The sequence below is a fragment of the Streptomyces qaidamensis genome (assembly GCF_001611795.1).
Lineage (GTDB): Bacteria > Actinomycetota > Actinomycetes > Streptomycetales > Streptomycetaceae > Streptomyces > Streptomyces qaidamensis.
In genome coordinates, this window is the sequence record NZ_CP015098.1 from 3,454,229 (window position 1) to 3,473,157 (window position 18,929).

The 18,929-nt window shown below is 69.8% G+C and carries 21 protein-coding genes; 8 read left to right on the forward strand and 13 right to left on the reverse strand.

What is annotated here, in order from left to right:
- The first annotated feature begins 126 nt into the window (after window positions 1-126).
- Window positions 127-339: a DUF397 domain-containing protein gene (locus A4E84_RS15135; protein ID WP_062931457.1), complete on the forward strand. Its 213-nt coding sequence runs from the start codon at window positions 127-129 to the stop codon at window positions 337-339.
- 73 nt (window positions 340-412) lie between these two features.
- On the forward strand, window positions 413-1,075 hold the full coding sequence (locus tag A4E84_RS15140) for an HAD family hydrolase (protein ID WP_062927088.1): 663 nt from the start codon (window positions 413-415) through the stop codon (window positions 1,073-1,075).
- On the opposite strand, the gene A4E84_RS15145 is transcribed toward A4E84_RS15140, so the two are convergent.
- Window positions 1,056-2,330: a hypothetical protein gene (locus A4E84_RS15145; protein WP_062927089.1), complete on the reverse strand. Its 1,275-nt coding sequence runs from the start codon at window positions 2,328-2,330 to the stop codon at window positions 1,056-1,058. The two genes, A4E84_RS15140 and A4E84_RS15145, sit on opposite strands and share 20 nt — an antisense overlap.
- A gap of 190 nt (window positions 2,331-2,520) precedes the next feature.
- Between A4E84_RS15145 and A4E84_RS44510 the strand changes: the two genes are divergently transcribed.
- From A4E84_RS44510 to tgmC, 3 genes are read left to right on the forward strand one after another with little or no spacing between them, the layout of a single operon-like run.
- Window positions 2,521-3,300 carry a putative ATP-grasp-modified RiPP gene (locus A4E84_RS44510; RefSeq protein ID WP_237304919.1) on the forward strand — a complete coding sequence of 260 codons (780 nt, stop codon included), beginning with the start codon at window positions 2,521-2,523 and terminating at the stop codon, window positions 3,298-3,300.
- 3 nt (window positions 3,301-3,303) lie between these two features.
- Window positions 3,304-4,305, forward strand: a complete 1,002-nt coding sequence (tgmB, locus tag A4E84_RS15155) for an ATP-grasp ribosomal peptide maturase (RefSeq protein ID WP_062927090.1) — start codon at window positions 3,304-3,306, stop codon at window positions 4,303-4,305.
- Window positions 4,289-5,497, forward strand: a complete 1,209-nt coding sequence (tgmC, locus tag A4E84_RS15160) for an ATP-grasp peptide maturase system methyltransferase (protein ID WP_062927091.1) — start codon at window positions 4,289-4,291, stop codon at window positions 5,495-5,497. Before tgmB ends, tgmC begins: the two co-directional genes overlap by 17 nt.
- On the opposite strand, the gene A4E84_RS42195 is transcribed toward tgmC, so the two are convergent.
- From A4E84_RS42195 to A4E84_RS15190, 6 genes are all read right to left on the reverse strand, one after another.
- A complete protein-coding gene (locus A4E84_RS42195) occupies window positions 5,471-5,848 on the reverse strand; it encodes a hypothetical protein (protein ID WP_063827500.1) in 378 nt (125 codons plus the stop codon). The genes tgmC and A4E84_RS42195 overlap by 27 nt on opposite strands.
- 76 nt (window positions 5,849-5,924) lie before the next feature.
- A complete protein-coding gene (locus tag A4E84_RS15170; protein WP_062927093.1) occupies window positions 5,925-6,473 on the reverse strand; it encodes a hypothetical protein in 549 nt (182 codons plus the stop codon).
- A 23-nt stretch (window positions 6,474-6,496) separates the two neighbouring features.
- Window positions 6,497-6,862: a VOC family protein gene (locus A4E84_RS15175; RefSeq protein ID WP_062927094.1), complete on the reverse strand. Its 366-nt coding sequence runs from the start codon at window positions 6,860-6,862 to the stop codon at window positions 6,497-6,499.
- A 76-nt stretch (window positions 6,863-6,938) separates the two neighbouring features.
- Window positions 6,939-7,424, reverse strand: a complete 486-nt coding sequence (locus tag A4E84_RS15180) for a hypothetical protein (RefSeq protein WP_062927095.1) — start codon at window positions 7,422-7,424, stop codon at window positions 6,939-6,941.
- 99 nt (window positions 7,425-7,523) lie between these two features.
- Window positions 7,524-7,982, reverse strand: coding sequence for a DUF2267 domain-containing protein (locus tag A4E84_RS15185; protein WP_062927096.1), 459 nt, complete (start codon window positions 7,980-7,982; stop codon window positions 7,524-7,526).
- Between the two features lie 105 nt (window positions 7,983-8,087).
- Entirely contained in the window at window positions 8,088-8,513 is a 426-nt protein-coding gene (locus A4E84_RS15190; RefSeq protein WP_174569430.1) for an Hsp20/alpha crystallin family protein, read from the reverse strand.
- 168 nt (window positions 8,514-8,681) lie between these two features.
- On the opposite strand from A4E84_RS15190, the gene A4E84_RS15195 reads away from it, so the two are divergent.
- Both A4E84_RS15195 and A4E84_RS15200 read left to right on the forward strand, forming a co-directional pair.
- Window positions 8,682-8,993, forward strand: a complete 312-nt coding sequence (locus A4E84_RS15195; RefSeq protein ID WP_062927098.1) for a hypothetical protein — start codon at window positions 8,682-8,684, stop codon at window positions 8,991-8,993.
- A gap of 288 nt (window positions 8,994-9,281) precedes the next feature.
- A complete protein-coding gene (locus A4E84_RS15200) occupies window positions 9,282-10,748 on the forward strand; it encodes an alginate lyase family protein (RefSeq protein WP_418082203.1) in 1,467 nt (488 codons plus the stop codon).
- 87 nt (window positions 10,749-10,835) lie between these two features.
- Here the strand turns inward: A4E84_RS15200 and A4E84_RS15205 are convergent, their stop codons facing one another.
- Together A4E84_RS15205 and A4E84_RS15210 are read right to left on the reverse strand one after the other, a co-directional pair.
- Complete coding sequence (locus tag A4E84_RS15205) at window positions 10,836-12,353, reverse strand: MFS transporter (protein WP_062927099.1); 1,518 nt, start codon at window positions 12,351-12,353, stop codon at window positions 10,836-10,838.
- Between the two features lie 65 nt (window positions 12,354-12,418).
- On the reverse strand, window positions 12,419-13,762 hold the full coding sequence (locus A4E84_RS15210) for a DUF445 domain-containing protein (protein WP_418082204.1): 1,344 nt from the start codon (window positions 13,760-13,762) through the stop codon (window positions 12,419-12,421).
- A gap of 194 nt (window positions 13,763-13,956) precedes the next feature.
- Here A4E84_RS15210 and A4E84_RS15215 point away from each other — a divergent pair, with 194 nt between their 5' ends.
- Entirely contained in the window at window positions 13,957-15,291 is a 1,335-nt protein-coding gene (locus A4E84_RS15215; protein WP_062927101.1) for an SGNH/GDSL hydrolase family protein, read from the forward strand.
- Between the two features lie 54 nt (window positions 15,292-15,345).
- Here A4E84_RS15215 and A4E84_RS15220 read toward each other — a convergent pair whose 3' ends face one another.
- The 4 genes from A4E84_RS15220 to A4E84_RS15235 are packed head-to-tail and all read right to left on the reverse strand — an operon-like array spanning window position 15,346 to window position 18,683.
- The gene (locus tag A4E84_RS15220) at window positions 15,346-16,047 is read right to left on the reverse strand and encodes a DUF1707 SHOCT-like domain-containing protein (RefSeq protein WP_062927102.1); all 702 of its coding nucleotides are present in this window, start codon (window positions 16,045-16,047) and stop codon (window positions 15,346-15,348) included.
- Window positions 16,048-16,080: 33 nt separating this feature from the next.
- Window positions 16,081-17,067, reverse strand: a complete 987-nt coding sequence (locus A4E84_RS15225) for an ABC transporter ATP-binding protein (protein ID WP_062927103.1) — start codon at window positions 17,065-17,067, stop codon at window positions 16,081-16,083.
- 1 nt (window position 17,068) lies between these two features.
- Window positions 17,069-17,890 (reverse strand): ABC transporter permease, encoded by an 822-nt coding sequence (locus A4E84_RS15230; RefSeq protein WP_062927104.1) that lies wholly within the window; start codon window positions 17,888-17,890, stop codon window positions 17,069-17,071.
- On the reverse strand, window positions 17,883-18,683 hold the full coding sequence (locus tag A4E84_RS15235) for an ABC transporter permease (RefSeq protein ID WP_062927105.1): 801 nt from the start codon (window positions 18,681-18,683) through the stop codon (window positions 17,883-17,885). The genes A4E84_RS15230 and A4E84_RS15235 overlap by 8 nt, the downstream gene beginning before the upstream one ends.
- Window positions 18,684-18,929: the final 246 nt, after the last annotated feature.

Sequence of the window (18,929 nt, forward strand, 5' to 3'; positions counted from 1 at the left end):
AAACAGCTCGAACGATCGCCGTGATCCGAATGAAGTCCCCCATTCGAATGTCCCTGTGCGGCTCCCCATCTGCGCTCCGCGGCGGTAGCCGCGACTCTCGGACCGACCTTGAAGGAGCACATGGTGATGTCGACCGAAGACGGTGTTGACAACCATTTGATGTGGTTCACGTCTTCCCATAGCAACGGCGCCGGAGGGGAGTGCGTCGAGTGTGCGCTCGCCGGTGACGGCATTCTCGTTCGGGACTCGAAGATCGCGGGGTCGCACGTGATCGCCGCGAGCGGCGATGCGTGGTGCTCTTTCACCCAGGCCGTGAAGCGTCTCAGTGCGAGGTATTGACCCTGCTACCGAGACGACAGCAATGGGCTCTTGCGGTCAGTACTGAAGAACTGGCTGCCGATACTCTGCCCTCATGATTCGCGCAGTGGTCTTCGACGTCGGTGAGTGCCTCGTGGACGAGACCCGGGAGTACGGGACTTGGGCCGACTGGCTCGGCGTGCCGAGGCACACCTTTCATGCGATGTTCGGGGCCGTCATCGCCCAGGGCCGTGACTACCGGGAGACCTTCCAGGAGTTCCGGCCCGGGTTCGATCTGTACGCCGAGCGGGAGAAGCGGGCCGCTGCCGGGCAGCCGGAGAGCTTCGGGGAAGACGACCTGTACAGCGATGTTCGGCCCGCCCTCCGACAGCTCCGGGCCGCCGGGTTGTGGCTCGGGATCGCCGGCAACCAGACCGTACGGGCCGGTGGCATTCTGCGGGAGCTGTTCTCCGATGACGTCGACCTGATCGGTACCTCCGACGACTGGGGCGCCAGTAAGCCCGACCCCGAGTTCTTCAAGCGCGTGGCCGCTGCCGTGCCCTTCGAGGCCGGCGAGATTCTGTACGTCGGTGACCGGTGCGACAACGACATCGCGCCTGCCAGGCAGGCTGGGATGCGTACCGCGCTCGTGCATCGCGGGCCGTGGGCCGGGATTCAGTGGAACAGCACCGAAGCCAAGGAGCTGCCGACCTTCCGTATCGAGACCCTCACCGAGCTTGCCTCCAGGGTGGACTCGTTCAACGCCTCAACGCGCTGAGGGTCGTCGACCAGTCGTACAGGCGGTCGTCGAGGTCGCGAACACAGCTCTCGTGCTGGTGCGGAGTCAACGCACGTCGGACTTCCCGCACCCGGTCCATACCGGTGGCGTACCAGGTGAGAGCCAGCTGATCGAGTGCCTTGCCCGCGTACTCGCAGGCCTCTTCGGGATTGCCCGAGGCCGCTTCGACGGCCGCCAAGTCGCCGTACACGACCGTTCGTTGCTTCTCCTCGCCCGGAGTCATGGCTTCAAGCGCCTGGAGAAGCGCAGCCCGGGCTTGCGGGAGGTGGCCGGCGAGCAGCTGGGTGTTTCCCTTGAAGGCCGCGAGCCGCGCCGGGGAGAACCAGTCCAGCCACGGCGGTGACGGGTGCTCGTTTCCGGCCTCCAGGACGTCCTCGGCATGGGTGATCAGATTCAGCGCGGTTCGGGTGTCGCCGCACCTGGTCTCGCACTCGGCCTCCACTGCGTCCAGCCAAGCGAGGAACTCGGCGGAGGCAGGGGCACGGCGGGCGTAGGTCCGGGCCGCGATCATCCGCTCCTGCGCTCCTTCCTGATCGCCCACCCAGCCCGGGATGAAGGCCATGTGCGCGATGATCGCCGAACCGAGCAATGCGTGGTCGGCCTCGCCCGCCGCTTGCAGGGCGAGGAGAAGCGTGTCGTGTGCGGTGGCAGGCTCGGAGAGGTCGAAGAACTCGATCCGGCCCGCCAGGAGGTACGTCTCGGCAAGGGCAGCGGCGATCGTACGCCGGGTGGAGTCGGACGTTTCCGGCAGCAGGGCACAGCCGAGCGTCGCGTGTGCCACGACAGCCGGGTGCAGTGTGGTCGGTGCGACCGACCAGTAGAGCCGACGGTGGGAACGAGTGACGGCCTCGAAGTCCGCTCCGGCGGTCTCCGGGTGCGAGGCGGCTGGGGCACGGCCTGCTCCGATCGCCAGACCCGGTGCCGGCGCCGCACCGGCAACCCGCCTGCGCCTGGCGTCATCAGGCACCGTTCCTTCCGCCCCCCACGGAGGCGTGAAGCCGAGGGTCTCCAGGCTCTGGCCGAGCAGGTGTACCAGCACGCGCTGACAGTCTGGTTGGGGCCACGGTGGATTGTCCGACTCCCAGCGCCGGACCTGACGCACCCCGATGGACAAGCCTCGAATGCCCATGTCCTTCGCATGCTCGGTGAGAGCGTCGGCCAGGTCCTGCTGCGAGTTGAAGCCGGCGGCCACCCGAGCCGCCTTGAGTCGAACGTTGCCTGTGGGCCTTGGCATGAGCCACCTCCTCCTGCTGTCTGCGGCTCCAACCTTCCCACGTGAGTCCCCTACAGGACATCGGATCCACCTCAAGTAGGTACCTAGGCCCTCTTGATGTCCTCTCAACAGCCTTCCAAAGTCCTCGAATAGACAGATCGGTTGGTGAACTCTGTCCCGTGCACACCGTCGGACAGCGAGGGAGCACGTTGTGTACACACATGAGGGCTTGGACGGAGTGGTCTCGGAGTGGCTGGCTCGGACGCACCCGGACCCGGAGCGCGTATGGGCGGAGTGGGCCACGCAGGGCGTCGCGCTGCTGCCTCTCGGCCGGCGATTCGCCGCCGTGCGTATGCCGTCCGAGATCGTGCACGCCGCCGTCCAGTCCGAGGACCAGGACCGCGTGGGGGCCGAGCTAAGTGGCTTACTGGGAGGGGGCATCATCTTCGACCGCCGAGTGGCGGGAGGCACCTATTACGCCCTGGTCGATGGGCATGCCGGTCTCGCGTGGGTCAACGACGATGCCGTGACGTGCCTTGGTCGTGGCACCTACTTGGGGGTTCCGCGCATCGACAGACGGCAACCGCCGGGGACGTACTGGGTTGTTCCGCCGCGGCACGAGGGCGAACTGTGTCCCTCGCGTGCGGTCCTCGACCTGCTCGGAGCGGGTCGCGCTCGACTGGCCGCGGAGGGCGAGGTCCGCTCGCATGACGACGGTGGACTCGTGAAGGCTGTGGTCGTCAAAGGCCCGTGGGCCATGCGACTCGTGACGGACCGGCTGCCCGTACGCCCGCCGTCGTACGCGAGCGTCGTGTTGGACGGGCCTTCACAGACGGCTCGGTACACGGGTACCGACGGCCGGGCCGTCGAGATGGGCAAGCACGGCACATCCAGGACGACGGGAACCGCATCGATCTCCGGAGGCGGGGACGGGCAGAATCCGCAGCCACAGACTCAGGACGACCACACCACCGACTACGAGTCGGACTGACCGGTGGCGTCCACGGTTCTGGTGGTCACCGCGTTGGAGGACGTCACCGCGGATCTCGTCATCCATGCGCTCAATGAGCGCGAGGTGCCTGTCGTACGCGTCGATCCCGCGCATATCGGAGCCGACCTGGCCTTCGGATTCCGCCTCGGCGAAGACGATCCTGTGTGGGCCGGGCGGCTGACCACCCCGAGTCGAGAGGTGGACGTACGGGAGGTGGCGGCGGTCTACTACCGTCGCCCCACCCCGTACACCGCCCGCTTCGGGCATCTCCCCCGGCAACAGCAGGTCTTCTGCGAGGCAGAGGCGAGGCACGGGTTGGGTGGTGTCCTGAACGCTCTGCGGATGGCGACGTACGTGAACCATCCGCATGCGGTGGCTCGCGCGGACTTCAAGCCGGCCCAGTTGCAGCGGTTTGCCGTACTGGGGCTTCGGGTCCCACCCACGCTGATCACCAACGACGCGGATACGGCCAGGAAGTTCGCCGCCGATCACGGACGGGTCGTCTGCAAGACGTTCCGCGGGCTTCCCCGCAGCGAGGACGGCCACACCGGCGCGATCTGGACCCAGCGGGTGGACCCTGACAGCTTCGACGAGTCCCTGACGGTGACCGCGCACCTATTCCAGGCAGAGGTCCCCAAACGCGCGGATGTACGGATCACTGTGGTGGGCCATCGGGTCTTCGCCCAGCAGATCATCACGCCCGACCGAGCGTTGGACTGGCGTCGTGGCGACTGGGACGAGCTGTCGCACTCCTCCATCGCCGTACCTGCGCCGATCGAGGCTGCCCTGCACGCATACCTGGAGTCCTTCGGTCTGGTTTTCGGCTGCTTCGACTTCGCGCTCACCGGGGACGGGGACGATCCCGACGACTGGTGGGCCATCGAGTGCAATCCGAACGGACAGTGGGGCTGGCTTCCGGAGGCGGCGCACATCGCCGAGGCATTCGCCGACATTCTGAGCAACAACGTACGGAAGGAGACACCAGGTGATGGCGATGCCCGCTGACCCCGAAACCGATGGGGTCCCGCTACGCGCAGCCATGGTGGACGCCCTCTCGCAGGACGAAGGTCTGGCTGACCCGGCCTGGCGGGCCGCTGTGGAAGCGGTGCCACGGCACCGATTCGTGCGCGGGTTCTACCTGCCCGCCGGCGAGCGTGACGAGCAGGGACTGACGGCTTGGGAACCGGTCACCGCCGAGCTCGACTACGGCCGGTGGCTGGCGGCCGTGTACTCGGACACCACGCTAATCACCCAGTTCGACGGAGAGGAACCCGATTGGCGGGCACCGGTCGTACGGCACGGTGGCGCGCCCACCTCGTCGTCCACGCTGCCATCCCTGGTGGTGCGTATGTGGTCCGACGCCGAAGTGGCCGAGGGACACACACTGCTGGAGATCGGGACCGGCACCGGCTACTCGACCGCGCTGGCCTGTGAGCGTCTCGATTCCGGAGATGTCACCAGCATCGAGGTCGACCCCCGTCGCTTGGAGGCGGCGGCGGACGCGCTGTACGGCTGCGGCTACACCCCGACCCTGGCCGTGGCGGACGGGCTGTACGGGTACTGGCCCGAGGCCCGCTTCGATCGAGTCGTCGCCGCCTGCTCCTTCCGTACGGTCCCACCTGCCCTGCTCGCGCAGACCCGGCCGGGCGGAAAGGTCCTGCTCACCCTGTCGGGATGGCTCTACGGTTATGCGCGTGTGCTGCTCACCGTCGCCGGGGATGGCACGGCCGAGGGGGGATTGCTGCCCGGCACGGTGTCCTTCATGTCTGCGCGGACACATGCCGCTCCCGCGTTCGGAAATCCTGCCCACTGGGCCGCCGGGCTTCCGGACAAGCCCAGAACGGCCCGACACGGTCCGGAGCGCCTCGCGGCTGTGACCGAAGGGGCGTTCCATCTGCGGTTCCTCGCCCAATGCGCCGTACCGAACGCCCAGATGGTCACCGTCGATGAGGTCGTGTACCTGGTCGACGTCGTGAGCGGCTCCGCGGCCACGCTGACGCCCGTGGACGGCGACTGGCACGTACGAGAGGGCGGCCCGGTGAGATTGTGGGAGCGCGTCGAGGGCGTCCTGGACGCCTTCGACGCCGCAGGCCGTCCAGGGCCGGAGACCTTCACACTGCGAGTGTGCGACAGGGGACAGCGCCTGGAGCACCCGAAGATGCCTGGTCTCCTACTGCCCGGGACCGCTCCGCTCTGAGTGCAGTCCCCTCTCGAACCGATACTGCTCCACGAGTTCCTCCCACTCCCCGGCATCACCCTCACTCACAGCCACGGCCCTCCCCGCGCCCGCCAGGTTGCGCACCTGGGCTGCCACCCGCGTGGCCTCCCCCTCGGACGCATACACACCCAGGACGAGCGCCGTGGAGCCTCCGTCGGGCCCGTCGTCGGCGACGGTGAAGCTCCAGGGGACTTCGCACGGGGGCGCGTGGTCGGGGTCCGGGCACAGGAGGCGTTTGATCGGGTCCTGGAGGGCGAGCGCCTCCTCCGTGCTCGGGTGTCCGGCAATGCGGATCTCGTACACCCGTGGTTGGTCTTCGACCGCTGACAAGCATGCCTCCTGGTTCGGTTCTACAGCTCCTGAGTCGGCGCCGCGGGGTGGGCGGTGGCGCCCATCGCCGTGCGGCTCACATGTACTGGAAGTACCTGTCCCACCAGGCCAGCGGCAGTTCCTCGTCTTCGTCCTCGTCGGGATCGAAGCCGTACTCGGCGGCCGCCCACGCCCTCAGCACCTCCTCGTCCTCCTCCGGAGGCTCCAACTGGGCCCGGCCGTCGTACGGCTCCAGGAGCAGGGTCACGGGTACGTGGACGCATCCCAGCTCCGTGCAGAGTTCGTCGAGCCAGATCAGGAATTCCTCGGTCAGGCCCTCCTCACAGCCGGGCATTCCCCCGTCCCTGCCGGTGCCGGCCGTGACGAAGGGACCGAAGTTGCTCATCAGTACCCACAGGGGGCGGTCGGTGCCCGTGGCGGAGGCAGGGACCGAGACGGCGCCGTAGTAGCTCGCGTCCTGGGGCATGCCGGGCGTGGCGGACTGGCCGTAGCGCACCTTCAGGGCGCTGGTCAGGCGGGTGAAGCGGTCGCGGGCGGCCGGGAGGTCGTAGTGCTGCGGGATTTCGAGGTGCTCCGGGTCGTCCAGTTCGCGCAGGAGACCCCTGATGCGGTCGAGGGAAAGCATGGTGATGGATTCGCGACCAGCCTCTAGCCCCGCTCGACGCAGAACTCATTGCCCTCCGGGTCCGCCATCACCACCCAGCCCCGGCCGTTCGGGAGGGTGCGGTCCGTCAGGATGTGGGCGCCGAGGGAGACCGCGCGTTCGACCTCCTCGGCGCGGGTGCGGCCCGTGGGGCCCAGGTCGAAGTGGATGCGGTTCTTCGCCGTCTTGGCCTCCTCGACTCTGACGAAGAGGAGGCCGGGCACTCCGTCGGGGAGTTCGAGCAGGACCTCGTCGTCGCCGGGTTTGTCGATGTCGGAGATCGGGTGGCCCAGGAACTCGGACCAGAAGCAGGCCAGTTCGTAGGGCTCGCCCGTGCAGTCGAAGGTGATGTGGCGGATGGTCGGGTTCAACGGCCTTCTCCCTCAAGTGGGTTCGCTGCGCGAGGTGCGGTTCGCAGGATGCGTGGGGAGGCCTGGGTCTGTCGAACTATTTGGGGTTCTCGGGGAGGTTTCCGTTGCCGCCCAGGTTGGCGACCATGCGGCGCAGCACGTTGATCGTCGTGATGAAGTCCGCCTGGGTGATGCCCTCGTGGGTGCGGTGATGGACGCGGAGGTTGCGTTCCCGGGCGCGGAGGCGGCCGGCCTCGCCCTCCTCGGTGAGGGTCATGGCGCCCGTCGCGTCCTGGGTGAGCCAGCCCCGGGCGATGAGGTCGTCGTAGACCGCATTGAAGTCGGTGTTCTGGTCGTCGTAGGGGGTCAGGCGGCCGGTGAGGGTCGCGCGGGTCCAGTGGCCGGGGGCGCCGGAGGCGTGGTTGAGGGTCCACCAGTGGGGCTGGGTGAGGTTCTCCACGGCCAGTTGGCCGCGGATGGCCCCCACCACCCTGCGGTAGGCCTCGCCGGTCCAGGCGCCGATCGGCTGGGCGGCCAGTTCCTCCGGGGAGTACTCCTTGAGGTTCTCGGTCTGTGCGCTCATGCGGTCAACGTAGGACCTCAAGCAAACTTGAGGTCAAGGCGGCATGGCCACCCCCTGCGTCTCAAGGGGTGGCCGCCTTGCGCGCTGAGTTGCGGGAGCCTACGACGCCGGGGTCAGGTCGGCTCGGCCGAACAGGAGGGCGTAGCCGGGCGGGAGCTGGGCCAGGATGCGGGTGACCAGGTCGTCGCCGATCAGGGGCGGCAGCGTGCTGAGGACCGAGCTGACGTCCCAGCGGGCCGTGGCGGATGTGGCTCCGGGGGTGTGTGAGGCGACCTCGTCGACGAAGCGCGCGGCCGTGAGCCGGTGCGTGGCCGGGATCTGGGCGGCGATCAGCCGGGCGGCCTCGCCGGGCAGGGAGCGGGCGAGCTCGACCCGCTCGTCGCCGGTGACGTGGGTGCCGAGGGCGGCCAGGACGGTGCGGGTGACCTGCTCCGCCTTCGTCCGGGTGGGGTACAGGCCCGTCTCGCGGACCGCTTCGATCAGCTGGGGCCAGCCGTTGCCTTCGGTGGTGTGGGGGGCGCGGCTGGGAGTCACACGGGGCACCGTCGTCGTGCTCATGTGTGGGGTTTTCCTCCGGGTGCGTGAGTGAGGGTGAGGGGGCCCGTGTCGCGCCGCCGGGGATCGTGCCGGCGGCGCGACCTGGCTGTGGGCGGTGCGGTGCGGTCAGCCGCTGAGCTGCCTGCGGGTGTCGCCGCCCGAGATCTGGATGCGGCGGGGCTTGGCCTGCTCGGCCACCGGGATGCGCAGGGTCAGGACGCCGGCCTCGTAGGAGGCGTCGATGCGCTCCGTGTCGAGTGTGTCGCCGAGGAAGAGCTGGCGCGTGAAGGTGCCGGTGGGGCGCTCGGCGACGAGCGGTTCCGCGCCCTCGGGGGCGGGGGACCTGCGCTCGGCTCGCACGTTGAGGACGTTGCGCTCGACGTCCAGTTCGATCGTCTCGGGGTCGATGCCGGGGAGATCGAAGTGGACGAAGAAGTCGTCCCCGGAGCGGTAGGCGTCCATCGCCATCGCCGATGGGCGGGTGGCGGCGGGGCCGAAGACCTGCTGGGTGAGTCGGTCGAGTTCACGGAAGGGGTCCGTGCGCATGAGCATCACTGGTCACTCCTCTCTTCAGGTGCAGTGGTGCGATGCCCTACGGTCTGCGTCTTCTTATATAGCTCGAAGGAGGAAACTTGACAAGCCTGGGCTCAGGTTCGGGTTTCGGAAAGCTGCGGGCTAGCCTCAAGATCCCCAGCACGGCGCAGGACGCAGGAGGCAGGTATGGCGAAGGTTCCGAGTGCGGTGGTCGCCGCGAGCGGGCTCGTGGGCGGGTACGGCGTTGCCCGCTGGACCAGGCAGCGGCCGCTCGGCGGGGTCGTACTGGCCGCGGCCGGGGTGGTGGCCGCGCGACAGTGGCGGCAGCAGGCCGGTGGGGTGGCCGCGGGGGCGTTGTCGGCCGCGTATGTCGCCGCCTTCGCCGGGTCTCATCCGCTGGCCAAGAAGGTGGGCGCCTGGCCTGCCGTGTTCGGGGTGGCGGGGGCCGTGGGGCTGGCGTCGTGGGCGGTCGCCGACCGGCGGAGTCCCAGCGAGTAGGCGACGGCCGGGCGTAGGCGACACCGGCGCGTAGGCGACAGCAAAGAACCCGGCCCTGAATCCCAGGGCCGGGTTCTTGATCGGAGCGCCGGGCAGGCCTTGCACCTGCATTTCCCCACAGGAAGTGGGGCGTCTTTCCTTGGACCACCAACGCACTGTCCGCCCACCGGAGTTCCGGCGACTGGACACAGATCAACTATAGCGCAGTTTCTGTTATCGCCCGCACCGCCGGACGTCTCCTCACCGTCCCCCGCAGGTACGCGACTTGTGACGCTGAGGTACGACGACGTGAAACGACAGATCATCAGCCGCCGGAGCGTGGTGAAGGCAGCGGGCATCGGTATCGGCATCAGTGCGACTGCGACTGTGACCGCGCCTGCGCTCGCCACGCCGGCCGACGCTGCCGGCGCCCCTCTCGCTCACCCCGGGCTGCTGCACACCCGCACCGATCTGGACCGTATGGCGGCCAAGGTGAGGGCGGGTGCCAGACCGTACGCCGCCGGGTTCGCCAAGCTCACCGCCAACCGGCATGCGCAGAGCGGGTGGCGGCCGAATCCGCAGGCCGTCGTGTACCGGGGGTCGGGGTCGCCGGAGAACTACGGGATCCTCTACAACGACATCCACGCCGCGTACCAGAACGCCCTGCGGTATCACGTCAGCGGCGAGGAGGCGCACGCCGACACCGCCGTGGCGATCCTCAACGCCTGGTCGGGGAAGCTGACCAGGCTGGAGGGCAGTGCCGATCGGTTCCTGGCGGCGGGGTTGTACGGCTACCAGTTCGCGAACGCGGCCGAACTGGTGCGGGAGCACGGGGACTTCGACCTGGGGCGGGCGCGGGAGCTGATGCGCACCGTCTTCCATCCGCTGAGCGACGACTTCCTGACCAGGCACAACGGCGCCGTCGTCACGAACTACTGGCCCAACTGGGACCTGACGGCGATCGCGTGTGTGCTCGCGACAGGGATCTTCTGCGACGAACGGGCCGTGGTCGAGCGGGCCGTGGAGTACTTCAAGCACGGGGACGGCATGGGGTCGGTGAAGCACGCCATTCCCGTCGTCCACGAGGACGGGCTCGGCGAGTGGGTCGAGGCCGGTCGGGATCAGGGGCATGCGCTGCTCGGGGTCGGGCTGATGGGCACGGTGTGCGAGATGGCGTGGAACCAGGGGATCGACCTGTACGGGTACGACGACAGCCGGTTCCTCAAGGGGGCGCAGTACGTGGCCAAGTGGAGCCTGGGCGGGGATGTGCCGTACAGGGCCAACACGCGGAGGAAGGGGGCGATCGGGGGGGGGTCGGGGAGCGAGACGGCGTCCGGTGTCGCGGGCGTGGACCCGTCGATGACCCGGCCCATCTGGGCGATGATCGCCAACCACTACACCAAGCGGCGGGGGTTGCCGGCGTCGTACCTCACGCGGGCGGCAGCCAAGGCCGCGCCCGAGGGCGGGGGCGGGGATTACGGGCCCAACAGCGGGGGGTTCGACCAGCTGGGGTTCGGGACGCTGGCGTTCACCCGGGAGCGGGTGGAGGAGACGGCCGCCGGGTCGACGCCGGGCCCGGATCCGTCCGGTGGGGCACGGGGTGCCGGGGGTGTGCGGCCGCAGGCTTCGGCGTCTCCGGCTGCCGGGGGCGACCTCGCCGCGACCGGTTCCGGGGATGCGGCGGGCTGGGCCGCCGCGGCGGGGATCGGCGCGGTGGCGGGCGGGTTGCTGTTGCTGCGGAAGCGTGACCGGGGGCGTCGAGGAGTGGCCGAGTAGCGCGGTCGGAGCATGTGGGCCGGCCCTGCCCTTGTTTGCCCTTCCGTTCGCGGCCCGCATGCTCCGATCGCACCCCGGCCACCAGACCTACGCCGTCGTCCGAGCCCCCTCCGTCCCGGAGCCGCCCTTGGACGCGCCGTCGGTGCCCCCGCTGTCCACCGCCGTCAGCGGCGTGGCGATGTCCTCCAGGGAGCGGCGTTCCGCCTTCACCGCCAGGAGCGCCGCGACCAGGCCCGCCAGGCACATCAGCGTCGCGCCGATCGAGAACGCGAGGACCGTGTCGCCGACGACGCCGGATTCCGTGAGCTTGGCGAAGAGGAGCGGGCCGCTGATGCCGCCGGCTGCCGTGCCGATGGCGTAGAAGAACGCGATCGACATGGCGCGGGTCTCCATGGGGAAGACCTCGGAGACGGTCAGGTAGGCGCTGGACGCGCCGGCCGAGGCGAAGAACAGGACCGCGCACCAGCACGCCGTCATCGTGGCCGCGCTCAGGGAGCCCTGGTCGAAGAGCCAGGCCGTGCCGAAGAGGAGCAGGCCGGACAGGATGTAGGTGCCGGAGATCATGATGCGGCGGCCGACCGTGTCGAAGAGCTTGCCGAGGAGCAGCGGGCCGAAGAAGTTGCCGAGCGCGATGACCGCGAAGTAGTAGCCGGTGTTGCCGCTCGGGACGTCGAAGAACGTCGTCAGGATCGCGCCGAAGCCGAAGGTGATGGCGTTGTAGAGGAAGGCCTGGCCGATGAAGAGGGAGAAGCCGAGGATGGCGCGCCTGCGGTAGGCGGAGAAGACCGTGCGGCCGATCTCGATGAAGGAGACGCTGCGGCGCTGGTGGATGGTGATCTCGCCCTCGGGGCGCGGCAGCGGCTCACCCCTCTCCTCCTCGATCTTGCGTTCGATGAAGGAGACGATGCGTTCCGCTTCGTCCTCGCGGCCGTGGATCAGGAGCCAGCGCGGGCTTTCGGGGACGTGCCGGCGGACGAGGAGGATCACCAGGGCGAGGACCGCGCCGAGGGCGAAGGTGAGGCGCCAGCCGACGTTCGCCGCGAAGATGTCCGTGTCCAGCGCGACGATCGACAGCAGCGAGCCGAAGACGGCTCCCAGCCAGAAGCTGCCGTTGATCATCAGGTCGGTGCGGCCGCGGTACTCCTTGGGGATCAGCTCGTCGATCGCGGAGTTGATGGCCGCGTACTCGCCGCCGATGCCGAAGCCGGTGAGGAACCGGAAGAGGAAGAACCACCAGGTGTCGAAGGCGATCGCGGTGAGGGCCGTGGCCGCCAGGTAGACCGCCAGGGTGATCATGAAGAGTTTTTTGCGGCCCCATTTGTCCGTCAGGCGGCCCCAGAAGAGCGCGCCCAGGCAGGCGCCCGCCACGTACAGGGCGGCCGCCATGCCGGTGACCTCGCCGGAGGTGATGGGCAGACCGCTGCCGGGTTCGGACAGGCGGCTGGCGATGTTGCCGACGACGGTGACTTCGAGTCCGTCGAGGATCCACACGGTGCCGAGACCGATGACGATCGTCCAGTGCCAGCGCGACCACGGGAGGCGGTCGAGGCGGGCGGGGATGTCGGTCGTCACGGTTCGGCCGGTCTCGGCGTGCGCGGTGGTCATGGGCTCCCTCCCCATCGGGCGAACCCGGGTCGAGTGCCCTGAGCACCTTTTCTCACGCCCCGGATTTACGCCCCCAGCGCGCGGGAGACCGTGTAGATCAGCAGGCCGGCCAGGGAGCCGACCACCGTGCCGTTGATGCGGATGAACTGCAGGTCGCGGCCGATGTTGGCCTCGATCTTCTTCGTGGTGTGCTCGGCGTCCCAGCTCGCCACCGTGTCCGTGATCAGGGAGGTGATCTCCTTGCGGTAGGTGGTGACGACGTAGACGGCCGCGTCCTCCACCCACTTGTCGACCTTGTTCTGGACCTTGCGCTCGGCCGCCATCCGCGAGCCCAGCGACAGCAGGGATGCCCGCACGCGCAGCCGCAGCTCGCTGCGTTCGTCCTCCGCGGCGGCGACGATCATGGATCGTACGGCCGTCCAGGCGCTGGCGATGAGGTCCTGGACCTCGCCGCGGCCCAGCACCTCGCCCTTGAGCCGCTCGATGCGGGCCCGGGTGTCGGTGTCGGACTGGAGGTCGGAGGCGAAGTCGGTGAGGAAGCGGTCGAGGGCGCCGCGGGCGGGGTGGCCGGGCATGTCGCGCATCTCGGTGGCGAAGCGCAGAAGTTCACGGTAGACCCGCTCGCCGACCTTGCGGTCGACGAACTTCGGCGTCCAGCCGGGGGCGCCGCCCTCCACGGCGTCCATCACCTCGTCGCGGTGCAGCACCAGCCAGTCGTGCGCGCGGTTGACGACGAGGTCGACGACCCGTTTGTGGCCGCCGTCGGCGACGACCTTCTCCAGCATCTTGCCGATGCCGGGCCCGATCTCCTGGGCGTTGGCGCGGCGGGTGATGGCCTCGCCGACCACGGCCTGGACGTCGGAGTCGCGCAGGACCGTCAGGGCGCCGCGCAGGGCGGTGGACAGCTCGGCGGTGACCCGGTCGGCGTGTTCGGGGACCGCGAGCCAGGCGCCGAGGCGGCTGCCGATGCCGACGGCGCGCAGCCGCTGCCGTACGACGTCCTCGGAGAGGAAGTTCTCACCGACGAACTCGCCCAGGGAGACGCCGAGCTGGTCCTTCTTGGTGGGGATGATCGCGGTGTGCGGGATGGGGATGCCGAGGGGGTGCCGGAAGAGGGCGGTGACGGCGAACCAGTCGGCGAGCGCGCCCACCATGCCCGCCTCGGCGGCCGCGGCCACATAGCCCGCCCAGGGGCCGGCGCCGGAGTTCTGTGCCCACTTGGCGAGGACGTAGACCACGGCCACGAAGACCAGGAGTCCGGTGGCGGTGAGCTTCATCTGCCGTACGCCGCGCTGCTTCTCCTCGTCCGCCGGGCTGAAGGTCGTCATCGCACGGTTCACCGCGCCGCCGGGCCGGGCATGCTGCCCTCCGATACCGGCGTCCTTTTCTGCTGCTTTCGTCCGTTCCATCCGCTCCACCCGCTTGGTGATCCCGCACACATTGTCCCTTCCTGACCGACTCCTGGAACGGAACAGGAGTTCCCGGCGTCTGTCGGGAGGGGGTAATGCCATGGGGTCCTGTGAGCTCCCCCCGGCCCATGCCGCATCATGGGCACATCAGATCGGAGCCTTGGGCTCCCATCGCCCGAGGAGAACTGAACAGCATGACCCGAGGACGTGGCTACGCCCTCCTGGCCCTGGTCGTCGCAGCGATCGTGGCCCTTTCCACCGCCATATACGTCGGCGTGGCGTCCGACGACGGCCTGCGCAACCGGAACGCCCTCGGCGACGGCAGCGCCCCCCACAACTCCGCCGCCCCCGCCTCCACCGGCACCTGGGTCGGCACCTGGTCCACGTCCCCCTCCGCCGCCGAACCCGGCACCGAGACGACCGGCATGGCGGACCGTTCGGTACGCAACGTCGTCCACACCAGCGTCGGGGGTACGGGTGCCCGCGTGACGCTGTCCAATCTCTACGGCCAGTCGCCGCTGAACATCACGCGGGCGACGATCGCCGTGTCCGCGGGCAGTGGTACGGCGGCGGCGCTCGCGGACACCATGCGGCAGCTGACCTTCAGCGGCGGACCCGCGGTCGTCATCCCGCCCGGACAGCAGGTGATGAGCGACGCGGTACGGGTCGTCGTCCCGCACGACTCCGACGTCCTGATCACCACCTACACCCCAGCCGGCTCCGGCCCCGTGACCTACCACCGGCACGCCCGGCAGGTCTCCTACGTCGCCCAGGGCGACCACACGCAGGACGCGACCGGCACGCCCTACACCGAGCGGACCGGCTCCTGGCGGTACCTGACCGCGCTGGACGTGCTGAGCAACGAGTCCGAGGGCACGATCGTCGCCCTCGGCGACTCCCTGACCGACGGCATCACCTCCACGCCGGACACCAACAGCCGGTGGACCGACGTGCTCTCCGACCGGCTGCGCGCGGAGATCGCGGCCGGGCGTGACCTGCCCCGCTACAGCGTCGTCAACCAGGGCATCAGCGGCAACCAGGTCCTCGCCGACGGGCTGGGCCGCCCCGCGGACAACCCCAGCGGGCTGAACCGCTTCCAGCGGGACGTCATGGAGCGGACGAACGTCAAGGTCGTCGTCATCGACCTCGGCGTCAACGACATCCTGCGCAACCCGCAGCTCGCCGACCCGAACGCGATCCTGAACGGCCTGCGCACGATGGTGGGGCAGGCCCACGCGCGCGGGGTGAAGGTCGTCGGCGCGACCCTGATGCCGTTCTACGGGCACCGCGGGTACACGGAGGCCCGGGAGGCGGTCCGCCGGACGATCAACGCGGAGATCCGCGCCGGGCGGGTGTTCGACGCGGTGGCCGACTTCGACCAGGCGCTGCGGGACCCGTACGACCCGCGGCGGCTGCGGGCCGACTACGACTCCGGCGACCATCTGCACCCCAGCGACAAGGGGTACGCGCGGATGGCGGAGTCCTTCGACCTGGAGACGCTGAAGGGGTCGGCACCGGCGGAGCTGTAGCGCCGTCCCGTCCCGTGCCCGCTGCCCGACCACAGGCGGCGGGCACACCGCTGCTCAAGGCTCCCCGTCCGGCTCCCGCCGCCCCGCCCTGCGCTCCAGCTTCTCCTGGCGCCGCTCCTCGCGGATGCGCAGCTTCTGTGCCCGGGTCAGCTTCCGCTGCACCCCGACACCGCCCCAGAACGCGAAGCCCGTGACGACGACCCGCGGGGCGCCCGGCTCACCCGGCACACCCTCCTCGCGGCTGTCGAAGCCGCCCATGACGCCGACGCCGCGGACGACGACCTCGACTCCGGGCGGCACGATCACGTCCACCCCGCCCATGATCGCGATGGCGTTGACCTCGACCTCGCGGTCGGCGAAGTTCGCCTCGCGCAGGTCGATCTCGCCGCCGCCCCAGAAGGCGAAGCAGGTGAACCGCCGGGGCATCGTCCAGCGCCCCTTGCGCTGGAAGCCGGACATCACGGCCACGGCCCACGTGGAGGACCCCTCGCCGCCCACGATCCGCCCGGACCAGTCCGGGGCGGCCGCCGGGTCCTTCGTCAGGGAGACCGCCGGGACGGTCACGCCCGCGGCCGGCAGGTCCCGGGTGATCGGCGCCAGTTCCCCGTACGTCCGGGCCTGGTACGTCGCGTCGAGCCGCTCCTCGAACTCCGCCATGTCGAGACGGCCCTCGGCGAGGGCGTCCCGCAGGATCTCGGCGACCCGTTCACGGTCGGCGTCGGAGGCGCGGAGGTCCGGGAGGGCGTCGTCGGTCATACACAGCAGATTACGAGTTCACCCCGCCGGGGGCTACGAGATCGCCCGCTCGGCCTGTTCCGCGTACATCTTCGCGATCACCGCCTCGATGTCCGGCTCCCGGACCGACAGGTCCACCAGCGGGTAATCGGCCGCGATCCGCGCCACCAGCGGCGCCGCCGACTCCCCCGCCGGGAACGCGAGCCACTGCCGCGGACCGTCCACCCGGACCACCCGGGCAGGCGCCGGCGCCTCGATCGGCGGCAGTTCCCGCTCCAGGTCCACGACCAGGGTCCGCTCGCTCTCCCCGGCCTCGTGCAGCCCGGCGAGCGAGCCGTCGTACATCAGACGCCCGTGGTCGATGACCATCACCCGCTTGCACAACTGCTCGATGTCCTGCAGGTCGTGCGTGGTCAGCAGCACCGTCGTGCCGCGCTCGGCGTTCAACTCCCGCAGGAACTCCCGCACCCTGGACTTCGACACGACATCCAGCCCGATGGTCGGCTCGTCGAGGTACAGCACCTCCGGGTCGTGCAGCAGCGCCGCCGCGATGTCGCCGCGCATCCGCTGCCCGAGGGAGAGTTGCCGTACCGGCACGTCCAGCAGGTCTCCCAGATCCAGGAGTTCGACCAGACGGTCGAGGTTCTCCCGGTAACGGGCGTCCGGGATCCGGTACATGCGGTGCATCAGCCGGTAGGAGGCGAGCAGCGGCAGGTCCCACCACAGCGTCGTGCGCTGCCCGAACACCACGCCGATGCGGTGCGCCAGCCGCGTCCGCTCCCGGGAGGGATCGATGCCCGCCACCCTGAGCCGGCCCGCACTGGGGGTGAGGATGCCCGTCAGCATCTTGATCGTGGTGGACTTGCCGGCGCCGTTGGGCCCGATGTAGCCGACCATCTCGCCGCGTTCCACCCGGAAGGAGATCGAGTCGACGGCCCTCACCTGCCGCCGCTCCCGCTTCATGAAGCCGGTCTTCCTGCGCACCTCGAAGACCTTCTCCACACCGTCGAGTTCGATGAACCCGCTCGCCGACTCGGTCAACTCAACTCCCTGTACTCCGGTACGAACGAAGCCCCGTCCGCCACGCCAGCCCGGCCAGCAGGCAGCAGGCCACCGCCACCAGCGGCGAGGCGAACGCCATCCACCCGGGCAGCCCGACCGGGTACGGCCGCCCCAGCACGTAGGTGGCGGGCACCCAGTTGACGAAGGCCAGCGGCAGCACGAAGGTCACGCCCCGCACCAGGTCCTTGCCGAACACCGTCGGCGGATACTGCAGCAGAGTCGTCCCGCCGTAGGTGAACGCGTTCTGCACCTCGGCGGCGTCCTGGGCGTAGATCTGGAAGGCCGCACCCGCCACGAACACCGCCGAGAAGATCGCCGCGCCGCTGACCACCATCACCGGCACCAGCAGCACCTTGGACGCGGTCCATTCGACGTCCACCGACGCCAGCGCCCAGCCCAGCACCACCGCGCCCTGGGTGATCCGGCCCAGCCGGCGCAGCGCGAACCGGTCGGCCCCGACCTGGGCGAGCACCGGCGCCGGACGCACCAGCAGCGTGTCGAAGGAGCCGTCGCGCATCCGGGCGCCCAGGACGTCCATCGAGCCGAGCGCCAGATCGGCGATCCCGAACGACGTCACGGACAGCCCGTAGAGGAAGGCGACCTCGGGCAGCGACCAGCCGCCCAGCGAGTCCACCTGCGAGAACATCAGCAGGATCCCCACGAAGTCCAGGCAGGTCACCGTCAGGTTCCCGAACACCGTGACGACGAACGAGGTGCGGTAGGTCATGCTCGACCTGATCCACATCCCGGCGATCAGCCGGTAGGCCCGCAGCCCCTCGGCCACGGCACTGCGCTCACCCACCCTGCACCACCACCCTGCGTGTCGCGGCCGACTGCAGCAGCCGCCCCGCCGCCAGCAGCGCCACCGCCCACGCCGCCTGGAAGGCGAACGCCCCGAGCGGATCGGTCTCCCCCATCAGCACGTCCGCCGGCATCTGGATCTGCGCCGCCCACGGGAGCACCCGCACCACCTCGCCGAGAGCGCCCGGGAAGGCGTTCAGCGGCAGCACCATGCCCGAGAAGAAGATCCCCGTGACTGTCAGGACCTGGTTCACACCCATGCCGTCCATCAGCCAGAACACGCTCAGCGCGGCCAGATAGCGCAGGGCGAAGCTCACGACCGTCGCCAGCAGCAGCGTCACCACGAAGGCCGCCCACGGGGTGACGTCCGTCGGCAGTGCCATCGGGAAGAAGACCGCGCCGAAAACGAACGGCACCACCCCCCGCCCCAGCATCTGGAACAGCGCCCGCCCCACGTCCCCCGCCAGCCACCACAGCTGAAGATCGGCCGGCCGGTACAGGTCGACGGCGATCTCGCCGGTGCGGATGCGCTCCATCAGGTCCTTCTCGGCGCCGCCGCCCTGGATCGCGAGGGTCGCGTAGAGGCACTGCCCCAGCCAGACGTACGTCACGGCCTGCGCCTGGTCGTACCCCCCGAGGTTCGGTTTCTCGTGCCACAGCGCCAGATACGTGTAGACGAGGATGACGCCGAAGACGGTGTTGGTGAACACTCCGGCCACCGTGGCCGCCCGGTACGTCGCGTACCGCCGGAAGCCTCCCGCCGCGACGGCCGCGTACAACCGTCCCGAGCCCACATCCACAGCCCTCCTCGCCGCCGGCACCGAAGCGCAGGAGCCTAGTGGTCGGGTGATCGGGCGTGCCACGCAATTTCGGGGAGCGGCGGGGGCGCCGCGGGGCGAGTGCGCACCGGCGCAGACGGTACGATCCGTTGCGTCCGCGTGGGCCGAGGCGCCCGTGGCCGGGGCGAGCAGCGTGGCGGCGGTGCCGGCCGGGCGGAGCGTACGAGCCGTCGCGATCCACGGCCGTGTCCCCCTTCGGGC